This is a genomic window from Mesorhizobium sp. M0306 (assembly GCF_040321655.1).
Classification (GTDB): domain Bacteria; phylum Pseudomonadota; class Alphaproteobacteria; order Rhizobiales; family Rhizobiaceae; genus Mesorhizobium.
Map to the genome: position 1 here is coordinate 1 of NZ_JAMYRY010000027.1, position 13,396 is coordinate 13,396.

Genomic DNA, 13,396 nt, shown 5'->3' on the forward strand with positions numbered 1-13,396 from the left:
TTATCGAGGCTCTGGATGCCGAGCGGTTGGCCATCGCTGCCCATTTCGGCATCGCCGTTCGCACCGTCAAAGAGCATTTTTCATTGTCGTTTCACGTCCCCATGGCCACCGTTTCGGAAATGAACCAGGAGATGGATCGCCGAGGCCGCGGCGGCTTCGGCCCCTCAACCGTCGAAAGCCGCTATATTCTCGAGGACGTTCCGTTCGGGCTGCTGCCGACCGTTTTGTTGGGGAAGATCAGCGGAAATTCAGCGATTCTCCATGAATCTGGAATTGCCATATTCTCGGCGGCTTACGGTCGCGATCTTAAGGGAGATAATGATATTCTTCCGGCGCTGGGCTTCGAGGGAATGGCAAAAGCGGAGCTCGAAAACCTTTGCCGTAAGGGATTTTAACAAGTTTCCACAGTGGACTGGGACATAGGCCAAGTGCCCGAAAAACCGCCGGGGCTGGTTGCCGGCGAGCACGACATGCAGGTTCCTCGGCGAGCGCCGGGAGATCTCTCCAGGAACTCAGCACGAGATCGAATGGTCCCGCCCGGCGGTGTGAGTGGGTCTGTAGCAGGGTCCGTCATCGAAACCCAGTGCGGCATGGTTCCATCAGTTGCCAGATGCCTGAACATTGCATCAACTGCGCAGGCGCTTGGCGCCTCCATCAAGATACCGGCCATGCAGGCGCCGACAGTCCGGAACAACGAGTGTCGTAGCCCGTTCAGGATAAGTGGTTCGTCCACAATCAGCTACGCGAGATAGACATGTTCCGATTTCTAACGTTGGCAGGGACCATCTTGGGTCTGACGATGTCGCCGGCGCAGGCCGCCAGTGATGCGGATCAGGCTGTCGAACAATTTCACCGTACCTGTCTGGCCGAGGGTCCCAATTTCGAGCGCATGATAGAGACCGCGCACGAACGCAGGTGGACACTTATTGCCGAAGCAGGCTTCGCCGAACTCGCGCCAATCGCTAATCCAACCTCAGTGGAGGCATGGCTGGTGGCCGAAGCGGAGGAAGGATTGCCAGCAGGAACCATCATCGGCACCACCAAGGCAACGATGAGCGGCAAACCGGTGCAGACGTGTACGCTGGCATTTCCCGATGTCGATCAAGAGGCATTTCGGAAGAGTTTCTTCACCCGTACGGATGCCGAGAAGATTGCCGAAGATCGCGATACGGAGGAGTTCTCGCGTCTCTATATCCTCGTTGCCGGCGGACGTAAGCAATTTGTCCGGCTGGTGGTCCTGCCTTCAACGCCACCAGGAAACCCGCGCGTCGTTGCCAGTTCGATCATGGCCGACTGACATGTCATTCCTCCCGCCCCCGTGCTCCTCTGGAGGGCGAACACTGCGAAATGTCGCGAGCAGCAGAAGGTCGTAGATAATTTTCAGCCCACCGGCGATGATCAGGGGCCAGCCGAAGCTGGAGACGGCAAGGAGAGCCCCTGCGAGGACTGGACTGGCGGCCGCCGCGAGGCTGCGCGGGACGGCGGTGATGCTCGCCGCGGCAGCCCGCTCTTCGGGCGTCACCACGGCCATGACGTACGATGTGCGGGTCGGCACGTCCATCTGCGACAGCGCGCTTCTAATCAGCAGAAGAGCGATAGCCGGAGCGAGGCTCGGCATGAACGGGATGAGCACCAGACAGAGGCTCGACGGAAGGTGCGTAAACACCATCGTGTTTACGAGTCCGATCTGCTGGGAAATTCGCACAGCGACCAAATAGGACGCAGCCGAAAGGACACCCGTCCAGAAGAAGATTGCGCCGGTCGCGGCCAGCGACAGGCCGAACCGTTGAAAGAGCCAGAGGGCCAACAACGATTGGACGACGAAGCCGCCTGCGAAAGCGTCGAGGCTGAAGAGCGCTGCGAGTGACAGAACGATGGAGCGAGACCTGCGCAATGGCTGTGCCGACACTTTGCCTGCATCAGGCGCGTCACTCGGCAGCCGCCGATAGAGGAGCACCGCCGCCAACCCAAGTGAGGCATAAAATAGAAAAGCTGCCTGGAGGGCCTGCTTCATTTCCAGGCCGATGGCATCGCGGAGAAAGTCGGGCGCTCCTGCGGCCAGCGCTCCGACGGCGCCGGCGAGAGAGCCGATGAGGCTGTAGCGCGCAAAGAGCGCCGTGCGGTCGCGGTCGGTGACGCTCTGCGCAAGCTGCGCATGTTCGAGCGGTAGAAACACGCTGACGTCCCCTGAAGATGGGTTCAGCGTGCCGACGAACGCGATGAGAAGCAGCGGCCAGAAGTCGTGAACGACAGCGAAGACGACCCCCGTTGCTATCATCAGGACAGCCGCTGCGGTCAGCAGCGCTCGACGGGAGAAGCGATGCGCGACGATCCCAACAGCCAGGGTGAGGACGGCTGAGCCCGCGAGCGTCGCCGTCGACAGGGTTCCGATCTCGAAGGCGTCGAAGCCGAGGGTGGCCAGATAGGCGGGAAGCAGGATGCTGACCAGACCGTCACCGAACGCCCGCAGTCCCCTTGATATCAGCAGGTTCGCAGCAGTCGGCTCAGCACCGGCAGGAAGGAGCCTGAAGCGCCGCTTCGAAATAGCTTTGCGCAAACCGTGCGCGAGCCATTGTAACGTCAACGATGCCTCCTCACCACTGGTAAGCGGCGCTGGCTGCACGGGTTAGATCGCTCCCGTTGCCATCCCGTAGAGCAGCCCGAGGATCGAACAGCCGACGAGCACCGGGAGCATGCCGATCTTGAAGCGAAACACCGCTAGCAGCGCACCCAATGTCAGGACGAGGGACGGGACGTTGACGGAGCTGAATGCGGGCACATCGACCGTCATGCCGAACCCTTTGACCTCGCGCAGTGCTCCAAACAGAACGTGAAGCGCGAACCACACCGCCAGGTTCAGGATCACGCCCACCACGGCTGCCGTTATGGTCGCCAGCGCGGCGGACAAGGCCTTGTTGCTGCGCAGCGTTTCCACGAACGGCGCACCGACAAATATCCAGAGGAAGCAAGGTGTGAAGGTGACCCAGGTGGTGAGCAGGCCGCCCAACGTTCCAGCGAGCAGCGGATTAAGTGATCCCGGCGCTCGATACGCGCCCATGAACCCGACGAACTGGGTCACCATGATCAAGGGGCCAGGCGTCGTCTCCGCCATGCCGAGGCCGTCCAGCATCTCGCCTGGCTTCAGCCAGCCATATGTATCGACAGCCTGCTGCGCCACGTAAGCGAGGACGGCGTAGGCGCCTCCGAAGGTCACGACCGCCATCTTCGAGAAAAAGACCGCGATATCGGCGAAGACATTGCCGGACCCGAACAGCACGAAAAGGCCGAGGACAGGTGCCAGCCATAGCACCAGAAACACACCTCCGATCTTCAACGACCAGCTGACCGGCGGGCGAGCATGGGCAGGAATGCCTTCGCCGAGCGCCGATTCCGCGTCGGCGACCTGCTTGCCGCCGACCTTGCCATGGCCGTTGCCCGCCATGAACGCTGCCAGCCCGGCCCGCCCGCCGACGTACCCGATCACTCCGGCCGTCAGGACAATGAGCGGGAACGGGAGATGGAACAGGAAGAGCCCGATAAAGGCGGCGGCGGCGAGGCCTATCATGACCTTGTTCTTGAGCGCTCGCTTGCCGACCCGGATAACCGCCTCGAGCACGATGGCGAGGACGGCGGCCTTCAGACCGAAGAAAAGCGCCTGCACCGCGCCGACATTGCCAAAGATTGCATAGATCCAGCTCAGCGCCATGATGGCGAGGACGCCGGGCAGTACGAACAGCGTGCCGGCCACGAGCCCGCCTCGGGTTTTATGCAGGAGCCACCCGATGTAGACGGCGAGCTGCTGGGCCTCCGGTCCTGGCAGCAGCATGCAGTAGTTCAGCGCATGCAGGAACCGCGTCTCGCCGATCCAGCGCTTCTCCTCAACGAGGATGCGATGCATTACCGCGATCTGGCCGGCCGGGCCACCAAAACTCAACGCAGCGACTCGCGCCCAGACCCGCACTGCTTCGCGGAAGGGGATCCCATGCGAAGGTTCATCCCCCAGCGCATTCGGATGGACGGCATGGGCGCTGGTCATTGGTTCCCCTCACCCGCGCTTCTGGCGGAAATACTGGTAGAGATTGTCGAAGACCGGGCCGCCCTGCCCGATCCGCTGCTCGTCGCCCTTATTCGTCATGGCGATGCCCGCGATTAGGCTGGCAATGCCCGTCGTCTCGTCGCGCCCGAACTTGCCGTCCTTGAGGTCAATATCATGGACGATCTCGGCGATGGCCTGCAGCGCCGGGTCGTCAAGCCCGGCCCGGGTGAGCAGCACCTCGAAGCTGCAGCGGTCGCCCTCATGGGTGATCTCACCGTCAAACATATCAAAGCGCAGCTCTCCCGGCTTTGCCGCATAGCTCTTGCCCGGGACGAAGCGGATGACGGCGTCTGGATCAATGAAGCGGCGGATTAGCCAGCTGCAGGCCATCCGGTCGACGTGCACGTCGCGGCGTGTCACCCAGATCCGGCCCTTGAGGTCAGTAATCGGCTCAGTCGCCTTTGACTCCTCGGTCACGGGCCGGTCCTCCACAAGATGCGTCTCGAGCTCGGCGAGCAAACCCTCGACCGCGAGGCGACCTGTGGCGCCGAAGAAGTCGATCGTGTCCACCTCGGCGAGCCGCTTGCGTATTCGGCCGAGCTGCGACCGTGTCTCCGCACGCTTTTCCGGCGTGGCGTTCGCGCCGATCTCGGCGGCGAGACCACGCGCTTCCTTGGCGATCTCCGCATAGTCGGCATCACGCGCCGCATCGAACAGCGCTTGGACCTCGGCATCCGACAATCCGTCGACGAGACGCGCCTCGCACACCATCGCCTCGCCACCACCCGCGACGATCTCCTTCAGGAGCCACTCGAAATCCTCCTGCGTCTCGGCATTGGCCGGCAGTGCATAGACGGTGCTTTTCACCGCGACCGCGCCGATGCCTTGCAGGCGCCGCCAGATCTTCACCCGGAAATAGGCCGGCTTGCTCGGCAGCCGATGGATAAGGAGCAGCCAGCGCTGTTCCGTCGTTTCCCCCTCACTCATAAGTGAACCGTATCACGTGCACAAAGAAATGCAACACTTGTATCATTTCGTATTCGGGCGTAGCGTTGACCTCCTTATGGCAGTGGGCCGCGTGGGCTTGTTGCCAAATCGAGGGAGATAAGGTCATGAAATGGGTCACCCGCGAACGCCCGGTCATCGACCGCATTGCTTGTCCCTGGCTGATCGCCCGCTTCATCGACAAGGAGCCCGAATTCCTGTTCGTGCCACCCGATCAGGTGATCCCGCTTGCACAGGAGACGGGCGCTATTCCCTATGACGTGCCCGGCGTCGAGTTCACACATGTCGGTGAAGGCTGCAGTTTCGACACCTTCGTCTCGAAATACGGCCTCGAGCGCGATCCAGCCATCGTAACGATCGCTTCGATCGTTCGCGGCGCCGACACGGATCGGCACGATCTTACTCCACAGTCGGCGGGGCTGCTTGCGATCTCCATGGGGCTCAGGGACGTGACGCCCGACGACCAGGAAGTGCTCAAGCACGGCTTCGTCATCTACGACGCGCTCTATGCCTGGGCTTCGCGCCGCAAGGCGGAAACGCATAGTTGGCCACCTGCCATGAAACCTGCCGTGGCTTGAAAAGCTGGGCGATGGGGGGCAGATCAGGAGAACTCCCATGCGGGCAAAACTCGTGAGCGGCGCGATGCTGATCGCGGTCTCGGCGCTGCTGGAACCGGCATCGGCGGCATCCAATTGGCAGACAGTCGCGCAAACACTGGGCAAAGCCGGAACGGAAATGCCTGGCGGCGTCTACCGGGTCGGGTTGCCACGAACGGACCTGAAGGTTTCGCTCGACGGCGTGGCCCTTCAGCCCGGCTTTGCGCTCGGAGGCTGGGTCGCGTTCGAACCCATGGGAGATCAGGCAATGGTTATGGGCGACATCGTTCTGACGCAGGACGAGGTGAACCCGGTCATGAAGAAGCTTGAAGAAGGTGGGATCGAGATTACCGCGGTGCACAACCACTTGTTGCGCGCCGAACCGATGACACTCTACATGCACGTCTTCGGCCAGGGTGACCCCGTCACGCTCGCCACAGCGCTTCATTCCGGTTTGGCGCTGACAAAGACGCCGATGGAGAATGCCGCGTCCGGTGCATCACAATCGCAAGCATCCACGCAGCAGATCGAGTTCGACACAGCGGCCGTCGACCGGGCTATTGGTTACAAAGGAAAGGCCAATGGCGGCGTCTACCAGTTCAGTATCCCGCGCGCCGAACCGGTCAAGGAGAACGGGATGGACGTGCCGGCGGCCATGGGCTCGGCTATAGCGATCAATTTCCAATCGACAGGTGGCGGCAAGGCGGCCATCACGGGTGATTTTGTGCTGACGGCAAAGGAGGTCAATCCGGTTATCAAAGCCATGCAGGACAACGGCATCGAGATCACCGCGTTGCATAGCCACATGCTCGATGAGCAACCGCGGCTCTTCTTCATGCATTTCTGGGCGAACGACGATGTGCAGAAGCTGGCGAAAGGACTGCGCGCAGCCCTCGACAAGGTTGCCGTCAAGAAGAGCTAGATTGGGCCTCCGCGCGTGCGTCCAACAGCGGAGTCCGGCCGACTCGAAGCGATCGCCGGCCTTCTTCCCGCTGCCTCGGGAATTGTTCTCTGGCACGGCGTCTCTCTGCCACCAGCATTGCGCCTGAGATCGCCTTTCCATCGCACACGAGACTCAAAAGGCGGACCGGGCTTTTGCGAACCGACGCGTTCGGAACGATCAAAGGTCCGCTTCGTTCTGATCGGATGGACTGGATTAGACTAGGCCTCCTGGCGTTGGCGGGGTTCCTCACCTGGACACTGAACACCCTCTCGGCCGGAGGCGGAGGCCTATTGCTGATCCCCGCCGTGACTTTCATCACAGGGAGCGCCGCGGTTGCGCCGGTAATCACCTTGACCGAGCTCATCGGCAATCCCATCCGCGCCCTGGCCTTCCGGCGCGACATCGATTGGAGCCTGGTCCGTTGGTACCTGCCCGGCGCCATCGCCGGTGCCGCGGCGGGCTCCTGGCTCTTCGCCAACAGTCGGGCGGAATGGCTCCAGATACTCATAGGAATCTATCTGATCAGTGCAGTCTGGGAATTTCGCGGCGGCGCGCGCGAGCGGAGCTACCGAGCCCGCCGCTGGTGGTTCCTCCCGGCCGGCCTGATCGTCGCGCTGTTGTCGGCGCTGATGGGCACGGTGGGACCCGTCCTGAATTCGCTCTATCTGAACTACGGTTCGGAGAAGGAGACGTTGGTCGCAACGAAATCCGTGAACTCGTTTGTGACCGATGTCGTCAAGATCGCCGTATTCACCGGACTTGGCGCGCTCGGGGGTCAGGCGGCCATGTACGGCGCAGCCGCGGGTTTGGGCGCTGCGCTTGCCAATCTGCTGGCCAAGCGCTGGCTCGAGCGCCTGAGTGGACGACAGTTCCGCGGCCTTGTGGTCGCGCTCATGGCAGTCAGTGGAGCGCTGATGATCTGGAACCAGCACAGCTTCGTTGTGCAGGCTTGGCGCGCGGCCACAGGAATGTCTTAACAAGGTCGACGTTGGCTGAAGCCCTTCGCGCGCTGTGCCTTAGCTTGGTTGGCCGGTCCCGCGACGCGCAGCAGCTGGCGAAAGGACTGCGCGCGGCCCCTTGACAAGGTCGCCGTCAAGAAAGGCTAGGCTTCCCGACTGCCTGTATCAGACGTGGCTCTTGGGCTGGCTCCTTCGAACCAGTCGGGCCTAACCCGCTCAGGTTGGAGAAGCTTCGCGAGGTCAGATGACGCTCAGCGTCACGGCGGCAAGAACAAGATAACGGCCGACCTTGGCGGCAGTGACCAGCAAAAAAAGCTCGCGCAGGACACCGGCAATGACGGTCAGCCTCGCGAAACGAGTTGGGGGCAGAAACGCCATCTTTTCAGATAACCGGGCGGCAGCCGCTATCGGCCAGATGACAGGCTGCAACGCCGCCATGCGGCACCGATCGCAGCATCGGTTCCTCGACCCGGCAGACATCGATCGCCACCGGACAGCGCGTGTTGAACCGGCACCCCGGAGGCGGCGCGCTGGGACTTGGCGGATCGCCGGCGAGAATGATCCGGCGGCGCCCGGCTTCGATGCGAGGATCGGGAGAAGGAACAGCCGAGAGCAGCGCTTGGCTGTAGGGATGGGCCGGCTCGCGAAATAATGGCCGGGTCACGCCAGCTTCCGAGATGCGGCCGAGATACATCACCGTCACGTCCGAGCAGACCTCGCGCACGATCGCCAGATCATGCGCGACAATGACAATGGTCAGACCAAGCTGCTTCTGGAGCGACGTGAACAGGTTGACGATCTGCGCCCGGATCGAAACGTCGAGCGCGCTGAGCGGTTCGTCGCAGACCAGTATGGACGGCTTCAGCGCAAGCGCGCGCGCAATCGAAACGCGCTGCCGCTGGCCACCGGAGAGCGACCTTGGCAAACGGTCGAGCACCGTCTCAGGCAGCGCAACCAGATCCAGAAGCTCTGCGATGCGGTGCCGGCGCTCGACTGATGAACCGAAGCGATGGATCTGCAGCGGTTCCTCCAATGTCTGATTGACGGATTGGCGGCGGCTCATCGACCCCAACGGGTCCTGGAAGACGAACTGGACTTCGCGGCTGAACGACTTCCTGTCCGATTTCAGCCATTCGGCGCGATTCCTTCCTTCAATCAGCACGGTGCCTTCGCTCTCCTTCTGCAAACCGACGATGGTACGGGCCAGCGTGGTCTTGCCGCAGCCGGACTCGCCGACGATGCCGTGGAACGCGCCACGCGCGACCGTCAGGTCTATGCCATCGACCGCCCGCACCGCGCCGGCACCCGAACGGTTGGCGAAATGCACCTTCAATCCCCTGACCTCGATCGCCGCGGCATCAGACATGGACGGCGATCCCCTCTCGTTTCAGCACGACCGGGCAAGCCACGCGGTGCGGGCTCGTCGACGCGGATATCGTCTGCAGCGGCGGCCGGTGCTGCCGGCAACCGGCTTCGACCAGTTCGCAGCGCTCGGCAAACCGGCAACCCGGTTCCAGCCTGATCTGGTTTGGCGGCAGGCCAGGTATCTCGCGGGTCGCCGCGCGTTCGTCGGCGCGAAAATCCGGCACCGATGCGAGCAGCCCGCGCGTATAGGGATGGACCGGCCGGGTCAGCACATCCATCGCCGTCCCCTCCTCCGCCACTTGGCCGGCGTAAAGCACCATGACGCGGTCGGCGACGGAAGCGACCACGCCGATATCGTGCGTGATCAGCACGACCGCGATGCCATCCTCGCGCTGGATCTGACGGATGAGCTCCAGGATTTGCGCCTGAACGGTGGCGTCCAGCGCCGTGGTCGGCTCGTCTGCGATCAGCACGCGCGGCCGGGCCGCCAGCGCCAGCGCGATCATCGCCCGCTGCAGCATGCCGCCCGACATTTCGTGCGGATAGCGGTTGTAGCGATCCTCAGGGTCCGGAATGCCGGAGCGTGCCAGAAGCGAGACCGCTTCCTTGCGCGCTGCCTCATGCGACAGGCCAGCGAAACGGCGCGCCTGGCGTGCCAGCTGCGGGCCGATTTTCAGCATCGGGTTCAACGCGCTCATCGGGTCCTGGAAAATCACGCCGAAATAGCGCCCGCGCAGGTCCGACAATTGCCGGGAACCGATGCTGAGCAGTTCGCTTCCGTCGGCTCGCGCCGACCCTTTCATGTCCACGGTCACGCCCTCGGGCAGCAGGCCGAGCGGACCGAGCGTCATTACGGTCTTTCCCGAACCGCTTTCGCCGACGACCGCGACCGTTTCTCCGGGACGGACGTTGAACGACACCCCGTCCACCGCCCGCACAGAAACGGTGGTGGCGTAGAGGTCGATAACCAAATCTTCGATCGAATAGATTGGCTGAGCGTCGCTCATGCTGAAGTCGTTCCCGTTTCGACGGCGTTACGCTCGGCTTCTTCGCGAGCGCGCGCCCTTCGGCGTCTGCGCAACGTCGCGCCGCGAACCGGCCGCGGCACCTTTTGCAATGCGAAGGCTTCGCCCAGAAGGTTAAAGCTGACCACGACCAGCGTCAGCGCCAGACCGGGCAGCACGACGAGGCGCGGCACCTCCTCGACGTAGCTCATGCCGTCGACCAGCATCTGGCCCCATTCCGGTGTCGGCGGTGCGACGCCAAGTCCGAGAAAGCTGAGCGTGGCGATGGCCAGCACAAGAGCGCCGGCGTCGGCGCTTGCATAGACCACGACGAGGGCAAGCACATGCGGCAGGATATGGCGAACAAAAATCCACAGATGGCCGGCGCCCATCACGCGGGCCGCCTCGATATAGGGCTGCTGCAGCTCGGCGGTGACGACGGCGCGGCTCATGCGGGCATAGTTCGCCCACCACGCCAGGGTGAGCGCCGTTATCATCGACCAGTAGCCGGTGCCCAGAATGCCGATCAACGCCAGCGCGATCACCAGGCTCGGAAGTGCCAGCGCAATATCGATGATGCTGATAAGGACGAGCTCGACACGGCCGCCGACATAGCCGGCGAAGGAGCCGATCGTGACCCCGATCGCCAGCGCGGCGACAAGCACGATCACCATCGCCACCAGGGAAATGCGGGCGCCACCGACGATGCGGCTGAAGACGTCTCGGCCGAGATAGTCGGTGCCGAGCCAGTGGTTCCAGCTCATGCCCTCCAGTGTCGCCGAATAGTCCTGCGCACTTGGATCGTAAGGCATGATAGCAGGAGCGAAGATGCCGATCAGCACAAAGCCGATTACGGGGAGCAGCACCAGCCACGGCCAGTCCTTGATGTCCCTGATAGCGGAAATGTTCATCGCCTCATGCTCCCCGCGCCCGGCGCATTCGCGGATCCGCGACGGTGCAAATCATGTCGACGATGAAATTGACCATGACGAAGAAGACGACAAACAGCAGCAGCACCGACTGCATGCCGATGAAGTCGCGGAAGCGGATCGCCTCGATGAAAAAGGCACCGACGCCGCGCAATGCAAATACCGTCTCGACGACGATCGATCCGATGATCATCAGCGTGAATTGCGCGCCGAATGTCGTCAGGAACGGAATGGCGATGTTGGGCAGCGCCTCGCGCAGCAGCACCTGCGTTCTGGTATAGCCCTTGGCGAAGCCGGTTGTCGCAAACGGCCGCGACATCGCTTCCTGGAGGTTGACCCGAACGACGCGGCTGAGAACGGAGGCCGGGAACAGCGCGATCGTCACCCACGGCAGAAGCCATGAGGTGAAGCCGCTGGTCCCGAAGGTGGGTACCCAGCCCAGCATCACCGAAAAAACGATGACCAGCAGCGCCGCCACGAAGAAGTTCGGGGTCGACGCGCCGATCAGCGAAAATGCATGGAGGAACCTGTCCATCACGCCACCATTGCTGACGGCGCCGGCAATGCCGAGCGCGATCGAGAAAATGAAGGCGAGAATGCCGCCGCCGGCAAGCAGAGCCGCCGTCATCGGGATGCGGGCGGCAAACTCCGACGAGATCGGCTTTCCCGTTCGCAGTGAGATGCCGAAATCCCCGGCCAGCGCGCCGGAAAGCCAGCGTCCGTAGCGGATCGGCAACGGGTCGTAGAGGCCGAGCTCGTTGCCGATCTTGGCGATCATTTGCGCGTCAGCGCCGGGACCTGCCGCACGCTCGGCAATGAGCGCCGCAACATTGCCCGGAGCCGCCGCAACGAGGGCGAATGTCAGCGCGGATGCCGCCAGGATCAAAAGGCAGGCAAGCAGCATCCGTCGCAGGATCGTGCGTTTCATCGTCAGGCCTCACTCGGGCTCGAAGTCTTCAGGCCTTCAGCGTGATCGCCTTGAACGGCAAGTCGTAGTCAGTCGCCGGAAGCGAGAAGTTCTCTGCGCGCGGATTGTGAGCCCACAGCCGCTGGCTGACGACAAGCGGACAGATGGCGGTGTTGTCGTGCAGCCAATCGTAGAGAGCCTGCATCTTCAGGTCGCGTTCGGCGCCGCTCGCCTCGAGCGCAGCCTTGACCACGCCGTCGAGCGCGTCCGAGACATAGATCTTGCCGTCAGGCCCGCTGTCCGCCGTCGAGACGAAGGCATTTCCAAGGGTCCCGTGAGGGTCATAGGGAGCGCCATAGGTGGTGAAGAAAGCGAGATCATAGTCGAAGGCCGGACGCCGTTCATGCATGGTGGCATTGTCCACCGAGGAGACTTGGACTTGGAAACCGACCTCGGACAATTGACCCTGGATCATTTCGGCGATGCGCCGCGATCCCGGCAGGGACTCTTCGGAAACCAGAAAGTCGATGGTCAGAGGAGAGCCAGCCTTGGTCCAGGCACCCCCGCTGTCGACCCAGCCGCCATCGGCGAGGATCTTCTTGGCCGCCGCCACGTCACGCACCGGCACGTCATGCCGCTTGCCCGACGACGGCACGTTCGCCGGGAACAGATCGGCGGCCGGGTCGGCAAAGCCCTCGAACAGGACCTTGGCGATCGCCGCGCGGTCAACCGATGCATAGACGGCATCGCGAACGGCCTTGTCGGCGATGACCTTCGACTTCGGCGAATAGCCGAGCAGCATCGTCGCGGTGCCCGGCTCGGCAACAACCTTCATGCCGTCGCTTTCCAGCGCACGGGCGCGGCGCGGCGATAGCGTCGCCACCCAGTCGCCACCGATGACATCGAGGTCGCCTGAGCGGAGGCCGTTGGCACGAGCGAGTTCATCGGGAACCACCTTCAATTCCATGCGGCTGAAAAGCGGCTTCTTGCCCCAGTATTTGTCGTTGCGAACGAGGCTGGTGCCGCTCGAATCGTATTTTTCGACGATCCATGGACCGGTTCCGATCGGCGCCGTCTGCTTGCCATCCTTGTCGACTGCCTTGGGCGACAGGAAACGAACTGGGCGGACGATGGTGAGTTCGAGGAGTGCGGCCGGCACCGGTCGCTTCAGCTTGACCGTCAGCTTGTTTGGTCCGTCCGTGACAATGCTGTCGAACGCATCGGAAATGCCAATCCAGGAGAAGTCGCTCACCCCCATCCATCGCTTGAGGTTCCATTCGGCTGCGGTGGAATCGAACGGCGTGCCGTCGCTGAAGGTCACGCCTTCACGCAGATCGAAGGCGATCGAAAGCTGATCGTCGGCAATGGTCCATTTGGTAGCAAGTCCCGGCTCAAGCGCGCCGTTCTGGCCGTAGTGGATCAGCGCATCGAAGACGATGGTGTAGGTGCTCAGCGTCGAAACATTCTGCAGCAGCTCGAGATCACCGGTCTCCGCGGCGATGGCAATCTTCAGCGTGTCGTTGGTTTCGGAAAAGGCGGTGTGTGGCAGCGCGGCGGCGAAGGCAAGGCCGGCGGTGGAAACAAGGAAATTGCGGCGGTCGAGAGTGATCATTTCAGTTCCCCTTTTTTGATTGTTGGTAGCGATTGTACAC

The 13,396-nt window shown here is 62.6% G+C and carries 13 protein-coding genes and 1 pseudogene; 5 read left to right on the forward strand and 9 right to left on the reverse strand.

All coding sequences use genetic code 11. The features are described from left to right. Both NKI95_RS26720 and NKI95_RS26725 read left to right on the forward strand, forming a co-directional pair. Positions 1–395 (forward strand): NAD/NADP octopine/nopaline dehydrogenase family protein (locus NKI95_RS26720; RefSeq protein WP_352720437.1); only part of this gene is annotated, 395 nt, incomplete at its 5' end. A 359-nt stretch (positions 396–754) separates the two neighbouring features. Further along, positions 755–1,297, forward strand: coding sequence for a hypothetical protein (locus NKI95_RS26725; RefSeq protein WP_352452044.1), 543 nt, complete (start codon positions 755–757; stop codon positions 1,295–1,297). Here the strand turns inward: NKI95_RS26725 and NKI95_RS26730 are convergent. The 3 genes from NKI95_RS26730 to NKI95_RS26740 all read right to left on the reverse strand — a co-directional run bounded on the left by NKI95_RS26730 (position 1,244) and on the right by NKI95_RS26740 (position 5,023). Then, positions 1,244–2,545, reverse strand: a complete 1,302-nt coding sequence (locus tag NKI95_RS26730; protein WP_502909266.1) for an MFS transporter — start codon at positions 2,543–2,545, stop codon at positions 1,244–1,246. The genes NKI95_RS26725 and NKI95_RS26730 overlap by 54 nt on opposite strands. Before the next feature lie 81 nt (positions 2,546–2,626). Beyond that, positions 2,627–4,036, reverse strand: coding sequence for a chromate efflux transporter (gene chrA / locus NKI95_RS26735; protein WP_352720439.1), 1,410 nt, complete (start codon positions 4,034–4,036; stop codon positions 2,627–2,629). A gap of 9 nt (positions 4,037–4,045) precedes the next feature. Beyond that, positions 4,046–5,023, reverse strand: coding sequence for a chromate resistance protein ChrB domain-containing protein (locus NKI95_RS26740; protein ID WP_352720441.1), 978 nt, complete (start codon positions 5,021–5,023; stop codon positions 4,046–4,048). Between the two features lie 125 nt (positions 5,024–5,148). Between NKI95_RS26740 and NKI95_RS26745 the strand changes: the two genes are divergently transcribed. The 3 genes from NKI95_RS26745 (at position 5,149) to NKI95_RS26755 (ending at position 7,557) form a co-directional block, all read left to right on the forward strand. Continuing rightward, the gene (locus tag NKI95_RS26745; protein WP_352720443.1) at positions 5,149–5,619 is read left to right on the forward strand and encodes a chromate resistance protein ChrB domain-containing protein; all 471 of its coding nucleotides are present in this window, start codon (positions 5,149–5,151) and stop codon (positions 5,617–5,619) included. A 64-nt stretch (positions 5,620–5,683) separates the two neighbouring features. Next, positions 5,684–6,559, forward strand: coding sequence for a DUF1259 domain-containing protein (locus NKI95_RS26750; RefSeq protein WP_352720445.1), 876 nt, complete (start codon positions 5,684–5,686; stop codon positions 6,557–6,559). Between the two features lie 224 nt (positions 6,560–6,783). Beyond that, positions 6,784–7,557 carry a sulfite exporter TauE/SafE family protein gene (locus NKI95_RS26755; protein WP_352720561.1) on the forward strand — a complete coding sequence of 258 codons (774 nt, stop codon included), beginning with the start codon at positions 6,784–6,786 and terminating at the stop codon, positions 7,555–7,557. 222 nt (positions 7,558–7,779) lie between these two features. Here NKI95_RS26755 and NKI95_RS26760 read toward each other — a convergent pair. The 6 genes and pseudogenes from NKI95_RS26760 to NKI95_RS26785 all read right to left on the reverse strand — a co-directional run. Further along, positions 7,780–7,884 (reverse strand): annotated as a pseudogene (locus NKI95_RS26760) (YqaA family protein); the annotation flags it as partial. Positions 7,885–7,921: 37 nt separating this feature from the next. Beyond that, entirely contained in the window at positions 7,922–8,905 is a 984-nt protein-coding gene (locus NKI95_RS26765; RefSeq protein ID WP_352720447.1) for an oligopeptide/dipeptide ABC transporter ATP-binding protein, read from the reverse strand. Further along, on the reverse strand, positions 8,898–9,911 hold the full coding sequence (locus NKI95_RS26770; protein WP_352720449.1) for an ABC transporter ATP-binding protein: 1,014 nt from the start codon (positions 9,909–9,911) through the stop codon (positions 8,898–8,900). The genes NKI95_RS26765 and NKI95_RS26770 overlap by 8 nt, the downstream gene beginning before the upstream one ends. Then, positions 9,908–10,819, reverse strand: a complete 912-nt coding sequence (locus NKI95_RS26775) for an ABC transporter permease (protein ID WP_352720450.1) — start codon at positions 10,817–10,819, stop codon at positions 9,908–9,910. Before NKI95_RS26775 ends, NKI95_RS26770 begins: the two co-directional genes overlap by 4 nt. A gap of 4 nt (positions 10,820–10,823) precedes the next feature. Beyond that, a complete protein-coding gene (locus NKI95_RS26780) occupies positions 10,824–11,765 on the reverse strand; it encodes an ABC transporter permease (protein WP_352720452.1) in 942 nt (313 codons plus the stop codon). 28 nt (positions 11,766–11,793) lie between these two features. Continuing rightward, entirely contained in the window at positions 11,794–13,356 is a 1,563-nt protein-coding gene (locus tag NKI95_RS26785; protein ID WP_352720454.1) for an ABC transporter substrate-binding protein, read from the reverse strand. Between the last annotated feature and the right edge of the window lie 40 nt (positions 13,357–13,396).

What these genes read in the sequence shown, in the direction of transcription:
- NKI95_RS26725 (WP_352452044.1), top strand. Translation starts at nt 755, where the DNA reads ATGTTCCGATTTCTAACGTTGGCAGGGACCATCTTGGGTCTGACGATG.
- chrA (WP_352720439.1), bottom strand. Translation starts at nt 4,036, where the DNA reads ATGACCAGCGCCCATGCCGTCCATCCGAATGCGCTGGGGGATGAACCT.
- NKI95_RS26740 (WP_352720441.1), bottom strand. Translation starts at nt 5,023, where the DNA reads ATGAGTGAGGGGGAAACGACGGAACAGCGCTGGCTGCTCCTTATCCAT.
- NKI95_RS26745 (WP_352720443.1), top strand. Translation starts at nt 5,149, where the DNA reads ATGAAATGGGTCACCCGCGAACGCCCGGTCATCGACCGCATTGCTTGT.
- NKI95_RS26750 (WP_352720445.1), top strand. Translation starts at nt 5,684, where the DNA reads ATGCTGATCGCGGTCTCGGCGCTGCTGGAACCGGCATCGGCGGCATCC.
- NKI95_RS26755 (WP_352720561.1), top strand. Translation starts at nt 6,784, where the DNA reads ATGGACTGGATTAGACTAGGCCTCCTGGCGTTGGCGGGGTTCCTCACC.
- NKI95_RS26765 (WP_352720447.1), bottom strand. Translation starts at nt 8,905, where the DNA reads ATGTCTGATGCCGCGGCGATCGAGGTCAGGGGATTGAAGGTGCATTTC.
- NKI95_RS26770 (WP_352720449.1), bottom strand. Translation starts at nt 9,911, where the DNA reads ATGAGCGACGCTCAGCCAATCTATTCGATCGAAGATTTGGTTATCGAC.
- NKI95_RS26775 (WP_352720450.1), bottom strand. Translation starts at nt 10,819, where the DNA reads ATGAACATTTCCGCTATCAGGGACATCAAGGACTGGCCGTGGCTGGTG.
- NKI95_RS26780 (WP_352720452.1), bottom strand. Translation starts at nt 11,765, where the DNA reads ATGAAACGCACGATCCTGCGACGGATGCTGCTTGCCTGCCTTTTGATC.
- NKI95_RS26785 (WP_352720454.1), bottom strand. Translation starts at nt 13,356, where the DNA reads ATGATCACTCTCGACCGCCGCAATTTCCTTGTTTCCACCGCCGGCCTT.